Raw genomic sequence first — 7,717 nt, forward strand, 5'->3', positions numbered from 1 at the left:
AAGGCAATCGCTCGACCGGCCCCGTCGGCCATCACGCAAGCTTTGGTGCCATAGCCGCCACGAGATCGGCCAAGCGCTTCACGGCCGTCTCGCTCCCTTGCAGATCCCCCTTTCGGCTTGCACCTGCTGCCTTCTGGTGCGCCCGGATGTTGGTCCCGTCCAGGAAGACCATGCCGAGCCTGACGCCGCGCTCCTGAGCCAGCGCAAGAAGCCTCTCCTAGACGCCGAGCCGCGCCCAGCGGATGAATGCGCCATTAGGTAGCAACCGCCACCAACGCGGCGGCGGCCGCCTTGGTATCCTGAAGCTCAATTTTCAGGATCGACCGGAATGGACGTTGCACAGGATCTCAAGTGGAAGCGAGCGAAAATCGAGGAGCGCATCGGCGAGCTGACGGCGCAGATCGCGGAGGCCCGCGAGACGGTCGCGGCGCTGGACCGCGTCCTATCGCTCTATGACCCGGCATGGGCGGACGGGAGGCCCGGCACGCAGCACCGCGCGTCGCGGAAGGCGAAGTCCGAAGCAACGGCGGAGCTGGACCGGATCATTGGCGGCACGAACAAGCGCCGGATGACGCTCGAGATCCTGCGCACCGCCGGGCGGCCGCTCTCGACGCACGAATGCGCGGCGGCGTTCGCGGCGCGCCACGAGCTGCCTGCGGACCATCCCGGCGTACCGACGATCACCAACCGACTGTCCTCGACGCTCAACATTCTCGAGAAGCAGGGCCTCGTGCGGCACGCCGAGACCGACGATCCCCGCCGCCGGAACTGGGAGATCGCCTGACGATCAGGTATCGAGATTTTTGATATCAAGACATCTACATAGATGTTCAGATCGGCTTGAACGGCTCCGTCACGTCGGCGAAGTCGGGTTCGGGCGGGCTGTTGCCCTGCCAGTAGCCGCAGAGGTTCCGCGATGTCGGGGACTGCATGGCGACCAGCAGGATCGCCGCGGTCAGCCAGCGGTTGCCACGCCGTCTGCTATCCTCGCGCCAAGCGAGGTCGGCCGCGTACCAGTCGAAGTACTTCAGCGAGAAACGGTGGTGCACACCGACGTAGGAGCGCTGGACGCGGCTGAAGAAGCTCTCGACGTGGTTCGTGTTCACGCCGTCCTCCGCGCTGTACGCCTCCGAGTGGCTGACCTGCCGATGCTCGTTCTTCGCAACGATGTCGGCATAGCTCGGATGTTCGTCGGTGACGACCACCGCCTTGCGGTCAACGTGGTGCGTGACCGTGGCGAAGGCGGCCTTCCCGTTCTCCTCCTGCACGACGCGCGTGAAGGTGCGCTCCCGGCCCCGGCCGTTCTTCTCGCGCAGCGCCAGGACGCAGATCCGCTTCATGTTCTGGTAGCGCTTGAGGCGGCGGTCGACGCGGTCCTCCGCCCGGTTCTCCTTCTTGACGTGGCCGCCCGTGTACTTCCCGTCCATCTGGACCTCGCCGCCGAGCACCATGCCCTCTCGGCGGTAGCCGACGGCCTCGCGCAGCTTCATCGAGAGCACCCACGCCGTCTTGAACTGCGTGCCGATCAGGCGGGAAAGGTGCAGCGCGGCGAGGCCCTTGGCCGCGTTCACCGAGAGCCAGATCGCCATGATCATTTTCTTGAAGGGCAGCTTCCGGAAGGCGAACACCGTGCCGGACGTGACCGAGAACTCGCGGCGGCAGCCGGAGCACTTGAACTTGCGGCCGCGGACCTCGTAGCAGTCGACCACGCCGCAATAGCGGCAGGTCGGCTTGCCGTCGGTGTCGGGCCAGCGGAATAGCAGGAACGTCCGGTAGGCCTCGTCCTCGTCGATGCTCGCGACCTGCTGGAACGTCAGGGTCCGGCATTCCGGCGACAGGAGGAAGTGCTGGCCTTCTTCAGCCCGGTATTTTTGAGCTCCGTCCCCCGGCCGTCACGTCCGTGTAGACGAAGTTCGACGTGTCGGGGTCGCGCAGGATGTCGGGTGTCAGAAGAAGGCGCTTGGCCATGGTCGGCTCCGGGATCGTTCGAGGCATGCGGCGCAACGCCGACCCCATGGGGATCGTCGCGGTGGTCAGTGCCGTATGGTCGTCGCCCTGGTCATGCCGGAGCCCTATCCGGGAACGGGTGAGCTTGTCGATCGAAGTCGTAGCGCATGGTCGATGAGAGGTAAACATATCGCAGGAACACAGGTCAGAAGAGCCTGTTTTGCCAGCAGATACAAAGCCTTAAGTCGACTGGAATCTTGCAATTTTGGGCGGCACTATCGGCTTGTCTGGTGCTTGGAAGGTCGGTTCCTAGACCTTTCGCACCTGCCTGCCGTATGCCAAACCAAATCCTGCTGAACGGCATATCGACCGAACGACTCACCTCGTTCGAGATCGGCTTGCCGCCTTGGAGTACAATGACCTACATCCTGCAACCCAACGGAACCCTATTGGATGCCAACGGGCTTCCGTTTGCCGCGGCGGAGGTTTCCGATCTCGACATCGCAGTCCCTCACCTGCTTCCGCACGTCATTCCGTTCGTGATGCCCAAGGGCCAAGTGCTTGGTCTGCGGGCTATCTACTCGTCCCACTGCTGGACCGAAGGCTACGATCCGGCGCAACACGTCCCGACCCCGATGATTTTCCGGGACGGCAGGAAGGCACGGGTCTTCAACCAGCAGCGGTTCGATGACTCGAAAGGTTTGGCCGAACTTCTCTCCGGCTTGGCTGAACGCCGTGTCTATTGGACGCCCAGCGACAGGAATTTCGGCGTCTACAACGCAACGGCGATTGTGGACGGGGTCGCTTATACCGCCTTCTTCACTCTAACCAAGGAGCGAGGGCGCGTCGACGGAGTCCGCTACCATCTGACCATGGGTGTCGAGAGCGCTTATCGCGCCGAGCAACCGTCGGCAGGCATGAAGCTAAAAGCAGCGGCGGCGGTCGATGCGGCTATGAACGGAAGGCGGCTCGTATACAGGCGCTGACCGATCCGCGTCACGACCTGCGAGAGCAGACGGGACCCAGCTCGGCAGGTGCTTGCAGTCCCTAGAAACACCAAAGGAGCGCGCTCTTTCGAGCGGCTCCCTGGATCTCTCGACACTCTCTTCGGGTTTCCCCTATCTACCGTACCGGTTGGACTACTGTTTCCAGCAGCGGAAGGCGCCTCTCGGTCGATCTGGCCACCTTAGTTGACTGATAGGTATGCGATGGCCAGGCGATTGTCAATGGAGGGGAAATCCGCCGGCAATCCGTCGGACATCGAAGGCGCGTTTGGTGGCAAGTGCTACCTAATGGCGGATGAATGTCTGTGCCGCCATCCACCATGGGCCGAACTCCGCTGGAAGAGCACGCCACTTCGCCCCGTTCTGATGGCGCCAGAGGATTGCCTCCACGGTCCGGCGAAGGTGCCGGCTCCATACCTTGGCATGCGGGCGGCACGCTTCGATCAGCGGCTCCAGTTCAGCCCATTGCTCATCACTCAGCATCCCAGCTCTCCTGTGCAGGAAAAGCCAACGACTTAGAGTCGGCGTCAGACGCTAACAGGCCCTAGCGCCGCCCCGATGGACCGCAAGGTTTCGATCCGCCCGGATCCCGTCGGCACACAGGTTTTCGGGGATAGCCCGGGACTGGTGGATTGCGCGGCGTCGGCCTCACGGACGATAGTGCGGCCGACATGGATCCAGAACGCGCCAACCCCAGTCATCATGGCACGCCAGCGCTGTGCCCTTCGAGGGGTGCCTGATGGGTCGCCTTCAGGCAACGGATACAAGCCGGCAGGGCGACCTCTTCGCCGATACCGCGGCCAACGACGATGTCGTGTCACTTTCCCCGGTGGAGCCCTCGTCGCGTCGCCACCGCGCCACCACCTCCCCCGCGTTCCCATCGCACGAGGAGATGGCCAGCAACTTGGAGGAGACCGGCCGCTACCGGGTCCTCCGGCAACTCGTACCAAGACCCGTCGTGCCACTACCTTCCCCGTGGCCGGCCGGCCTCAAGCTCGGCGTCGTCCTCGACACTGAGACGACCGGCCTCGACCACGCGACGCACGAGGTTATCGAACTTGGGATGGTGACCTTCACGTTCGACGATGGCGGGATCCGCGACGTCGTGGGCGTGTTCTCGGCCCTGCGCGAGCCGAGCCAGCCGATCACGCCGGAGATCACCAGGATCACCGGCATCACGGACGAGATGGTCCGTGGCCAGTCGATCGACCTCGATGCCGTCGAACGCTTCGTCGAGTCGGCCGACCTGATGGTGGCCCACAATGCCCGCTTCGACCGTCCGTTCTGCGAGAAGCTGGCACGCGGGTTCGACGTGAAGCCGTGGGCGTGCTCGGTGTCCGAGGTCGACTGGACGTCCCTCGGCTTCGAGGGGACGAAACTCGGCTACCTCGTCGGCCAGATCGGACTGTTCCACAATGGTCACCGCGCCGTAGACGACTGCCATGCCCTGCTCGAGGTCCTTGCGGCCCCGCCGTGCATCGAAGGAGCCGCTGCCCCGTTTACGCAGTTGCTCGCGGCCGCCGGACGCGACTGCCTTCGCGTCCACGCCATCGGTTCGCCCTTCCATACAAAGGACGTCCTGAAGGCGCGCGGCTACCGCTGGTCGGACGGCTCCGACGGCCGGCCGAAGTGCTGGTGGCGCGATGTCGACGAGACGGCGTTCGACGAGGAGGAGACCTTCCTCGCCGACGAGGTCTACGGTGGGCACTCGGAAGCTATCGTCCAGCGCCTCGCCGCGACCGAGCGGTTCAAGGCCTGAGACCTGAGGCAACCCGAGCGCGTCGTCAGGCCGATCGGGCCAACGGCGCGGGTTCGGCGACCGGGCCGAGACCGAAGTGCTCGCGCAGCGTCGAGCCCTCGTAGTCCTGCCGGAACAAGCCGCGACGCCGCAGGATCGGCACCACCTCGCTGGCGAAGAGCTCGAACTGGCTGTGCATGATCGGCGGCATGACGTTGAAGCCGTCGGCGGCCCCGGTCGTGAACCAGTCCTCGATGATGTCGGCGACCGCCTCGGGCGTCCCCGTCGCGGTGAAGTGGCCGCGGGCTCCGGCGAGCTTGCGCAGGAGCTGGCGAAGGGTCAGCCCCTCGGCGAGCGCCACGTCGGCGTAGCCCATGGCCCGGCTCTTCGAGGCCTCGACCTTGGCGGGGTCGGGGAAGTCCGCCGCCCGGAGCGGCCGGTCGAGCGGCACACCGGTGAAGTCGTGGCCGCCGAAGCGGGCCGACAGGCGCGACAGGCCGACCTCGGTGCTCGTGAGGTCGTCGAGTTCCTCCCAGACGCGCTCGGCCTCGCCTTGAGTCGAGCCGATCGCCGCGCTGATGCCGGGCAGGACCACGATGTCCTCGCCCCGGCGCCCGTAGACGGCCGCCCTGCCCTTCACGTCGCCGTAGAAGCTGCGCGCCGACTCCTTGGTGAGGTGGGCGGTGAAGATCGCCTCCGCCCAGCGCGCCGCGAAGGCTCGGCCGGTGTCGGACTGCCCGGCCTGGACATAGACCGGACGCCCCTGCGGGCTGCCCGGCACGTTGAGCGGCCCGCGCGTGCGGATGCGCTCGCCCCGGTAGTCGGCGGGTACGACGCGGGCGGGGTCGAGGTAGCGGCCCGAGGCCTGGTCGTCAAGGACGGCGTCCGCCGGGAAGGAGCGCCACAGCGCGTCCACTGCTTCGACGAACTCCTCGGCGATCGCGTAGCGGTCGGCATGGGGCACGTCGTCATCGAGCCCGTAGTTGGCGCCGACGAGCGGTAGCCACGAGGTGACGATGTTCCAGCCGGCGCGCCCGTTCGACAGGTGGTCGAGCGAGGCGAACTGGCGGGCGAGTGTGTAGGCGTGGCTGTAGGTCGTCGAGGCCGTGCCGATCAGGCCGATGGTGCTGGTGCTCGCCGCCAGCGCCGAGAGGAGCGTCAACAGCTCGAGCGCGCCGCTGGCGACGAGACCGCCGTTGCCTGGCGCGACCAGCGCGTCGGCCAGGAACACCGCGTCGAACTTGGCCCCTTCCGCGATACGCGCCGCCTCGACGTAGAGCTGGAGGTCGGTCAGGGCGCGGCGCGTGGCCGTCGGGTGACGCCAGGCCGCCTCGTGGTGGCCGCGGGGCATGAGGAAGAGGTTGAGGTGGAGCTGGCGCGTCATGGGCGTTCTCCTTCTGCAAGGCTGGCCTCGACGCCGAGGCTGGCGAGCAGCCGCCCGCGCAGGGCGATGAAGTCGGGATGGTGGGCGACGCGGGGGTGGCCGAGGCGGACGGCGTGGTCCTCGGCGATCCGTCCGTCCTTCAGGACGAGGATGCGGTCGGCGAGGAGCAGCGCCTCGTCGACGTCGTGGGTGACGAGGACGACGGTCGGATTGCGACGGCGCACGAGGTCGCGAAGCAAGCCCTGCATGCGGATGCGCGTCAGCGCGTCGAGCGCCCCGAAGGGTTCGTCCGCAAGCAGGAGGTCGGGCTCGCGTAAGAGCGAGCGGGCGAGCGCGGCGCGCTGCTTCTGGCCGCCCGAGAGCGTGTCCGGCCAGACATCGGCCTTATCGCCGAGCCCGACGGCGTCCAGAAGCGCCAGCGCCTTCGACCGCGCGTCCGGGTCGCGGTGTCCCAGCACGACGTTGTCGAGAACACTCATCCACGGCAGCAGACGCGCATCCTGGAACAGAACGGAGACCTCGTCCGGCACGGCGAATGCGCCTTGCGTGTCGGCGTCCTCGTCGAGATCGGCGAGCGCCCGCAGGAGCGTCGTCTTGCCGGAACCGGACTCGCCGAGCAGCGCCACGAACTGGCCGTGCGGGATCTGGAGCGACAGGCGGTCGAGGACGGTCTTGCCCGCGAAACCGCGCGACAGGTCGCGCAGCGAGACGGCCGACGGCGGCGCGGCGTGGAAGGTCATGCGCCCAGCCCCCGGCGGTAGCGCAGTACCCGGCGCTCCACGGCACGCACCACCCCGTCCGAGGCGAGGCCCAGCGCAGCGTAGATCAGGATGCCGACGACGATGATGTCGGTCTGCCCCCAGTCGCGGGCGCGGTTCATCAGGTAGCCGATGCCGGTCTGCGTGTTGACGAGTTCGAGCACGACGAGCGCCGTCCAGCAGAGGGCAACGGCGAGGCGCAGCGAGACGAAGAAGCCCGGCAGCGCACCCGGAAGCGCCACCTTGCGGATGAACTCCCAGCGCGTGAGCCGCAGCGTTCGCGCGAGTTCGATGTGGCGGATGTCGATGCCGCGCAGCGCCGCGTGTGTGTTGATGTAGACGGGCACGAGAACGGCGGTGAAGATCAGGAAGACCTTCATCGCCTCGCCGATGCCGAGCCAGATGATGGCGAGCGGGATGAGCGCCAGCGTCGGCACGGCGCGTTTCACCTGCACGAGCCCGTCGATCAGCGCCTCGCCGCTGCGGGTCAGGCCGGACAGCAGCGCGAGCACGACGCCTGCCGTCACGCCGAGCGCGAGGCCGGAATAGGCGCGGGCGGCCGAGGCCGCGAGATGCGGCAGGAGCGTCCCGTCGGCGATCAACTGGTAGCCCGTGGCCAGCGCCGTCGAGGGCGCCGCCAGCGTGTAGGGCGAGATCAGGCCGAGCCGCGAGGCCGCCTCCCACGCGAGGAGCAGGAGGACAGGGCCGAGAAGCCGCATGCCCTTCGGCAGCGGTGCCGGGGTGAGCCTCCGGGACGGACCGGAGCGTCGCCCCCTCGAAGCAGCCGCAGGCAAGGGCAAAGGCGCGGGCTCCGCCGCACGCCGAGGCGGCGCATGATGTGCCGCGGTTCGGATCGCCAAGTCGGACATGGGATGCCTCCGGGTCG

7 protein-coding genes and 2 pseudogenes are annotated in these 7,717 nt (G+C 67.2%); 3 read left to right on the top strand and 6 right to left on the bottom strand.

Translation table 11 applies throughout. The annotated features are described in order from the left end of the window. A pseudogene (locus tag QZ753_RS20535) lies at positions 1 to 247 on the bottom strand (IS5/IS1182 family transposase); the annotation flags it as partial. Positions 248 to 328: 81 nt separating this feature from the next. Between QZ753_RS20535 and QZ753_RS20540 the strand changes: the two are divergent. Further along, positions 329 to 784 carry a hypothetical protein gene (locus tag QZ753_RS20540; protein ID WP_294646462.1) on the top strand — a complete coding sequence of 152 codons (456 nt, stop codon included), beginning with the start codon at positions 329 to 331 and terminating at the stop codon, positions 782 to 784. A gap of 46 nt (positions 785 to 830) precedes the next feature. Here QZ753_RS20540 and QZ753_RS20545 read toward each other — a convergent pair whose 3' ends face one another. Beyond that, a complete protein-coding gene (locus tag QZ753_RS20545) occupies positions 831 to 1,838 on the bottom strand; it encodes an IS1595 family transposase (RefSeq protein ID WP_367171530.1) in 1,008 nt (335 codons plus the stop codon). A 525-nt stretch (positions 1,839 to 2,363) separates the two neighbouring features. On the opposite strand from QZ753_RS20545, the gene QZ753_RS20550 reads away from it, so the two are divergent. Next, complete coding sequence (locus tag QZ753_RS20550; protein ID WP_294646464.1) at positions 2,364 to 2,933, top strand: hypothetical protein; 570 nt, start codon at positions 2,364 to 2,366, stop codon at positions 2,931 to 2,933. Positions 2,934 to 3,242: 309 nt separating this feature from the next. Here the strand turns inward: QZ753_RS20550 and QZ753_RS20555 are convergent. Then, positions 3,243 to 3,434 (bottom strand): annotated as a pseudogene (locus QZ753_RS20555) (transposase); the annotation flags it as partial. A gap of 256 nt (positions 3,435 to 3,690) precedes the next feature. Between QZ753_RS20555 and QZ753_RS20560 the strand changes: the two are divergent. Then, positions 3,691 to 4,710: a 3'-5' exonuclease gene (locus QZ753_RS20560; protein ID WP_294646465.1), complete on the top strand. Its 1,020-nt coding sequence runs from the start codon at positions 3,691 to 3,693 to the stop codon at positions 4,708 to 4,710. Positions 4,711 to 4,735: 25 nt separating this feature from the next. Here the strand turns inward: QZ753_RS20560 and QZ753_RS20565 are convergent, their stop codons facing one another. The 3 genes from QZ753_RS20565 to QZ753_RS20575 are packed head-to-tail and all read right to left on the bottom strand — an operon-like array spanning position 4,736 to position 7,550. Continuing rightward, positions 4,736 to 6,073, bottom strand: a complete 1,338-nt coding sequence (locus tag QZ753_RS20565; RefSeq protein ID WP_294646466.1) for an LLM class flavin-dependent oxidoreductase — start codon at positions 6,071 to 6,073, stop codon at positions 4,736 to 4,738. Next, on the bottom strand, positions 6,070 to 6,813 hold the full coding sequence (locus QZ753_RS20570) for an ABC transporter ATP-binding protein (protein WP_294646467.1): 744 nt from the start codon (positions 6,811 to 6,813) through the stop codon (positions 6,070 to 6,072). The genes QZ753_RS20565 and QZ753_RS20570 overlap by 4 nt, the downstream gene beginning before the upstream one ends. After that, a complete protein-coding gene (locus QZ753_RS20575) occupies positions 6,810 to 7,550 on the bottom strand; it encodes an ABC transporter permease (RefSeq protein WP_294646469.1) in 741 nt (246 codons plus the stop codon). The genes QZ753_RS20570 and QZ753_RS20575 overlap by 4 nt, the downstream gene beginning before the upstream one ends. Positions 7,551 to 7,717 lie beyond the last annotated feature (167 nt).

Source organism: uncultured Aureimonas sp. (genome assembly GCF_913775355.1).
In the GTDB taxonomy this organism is placed as follows: domain Bacteria; phylum Pseudomonadota; class Alphaproteobacteria; order Rhizobiales; family Rhizobiaceae; genus Aureimonas.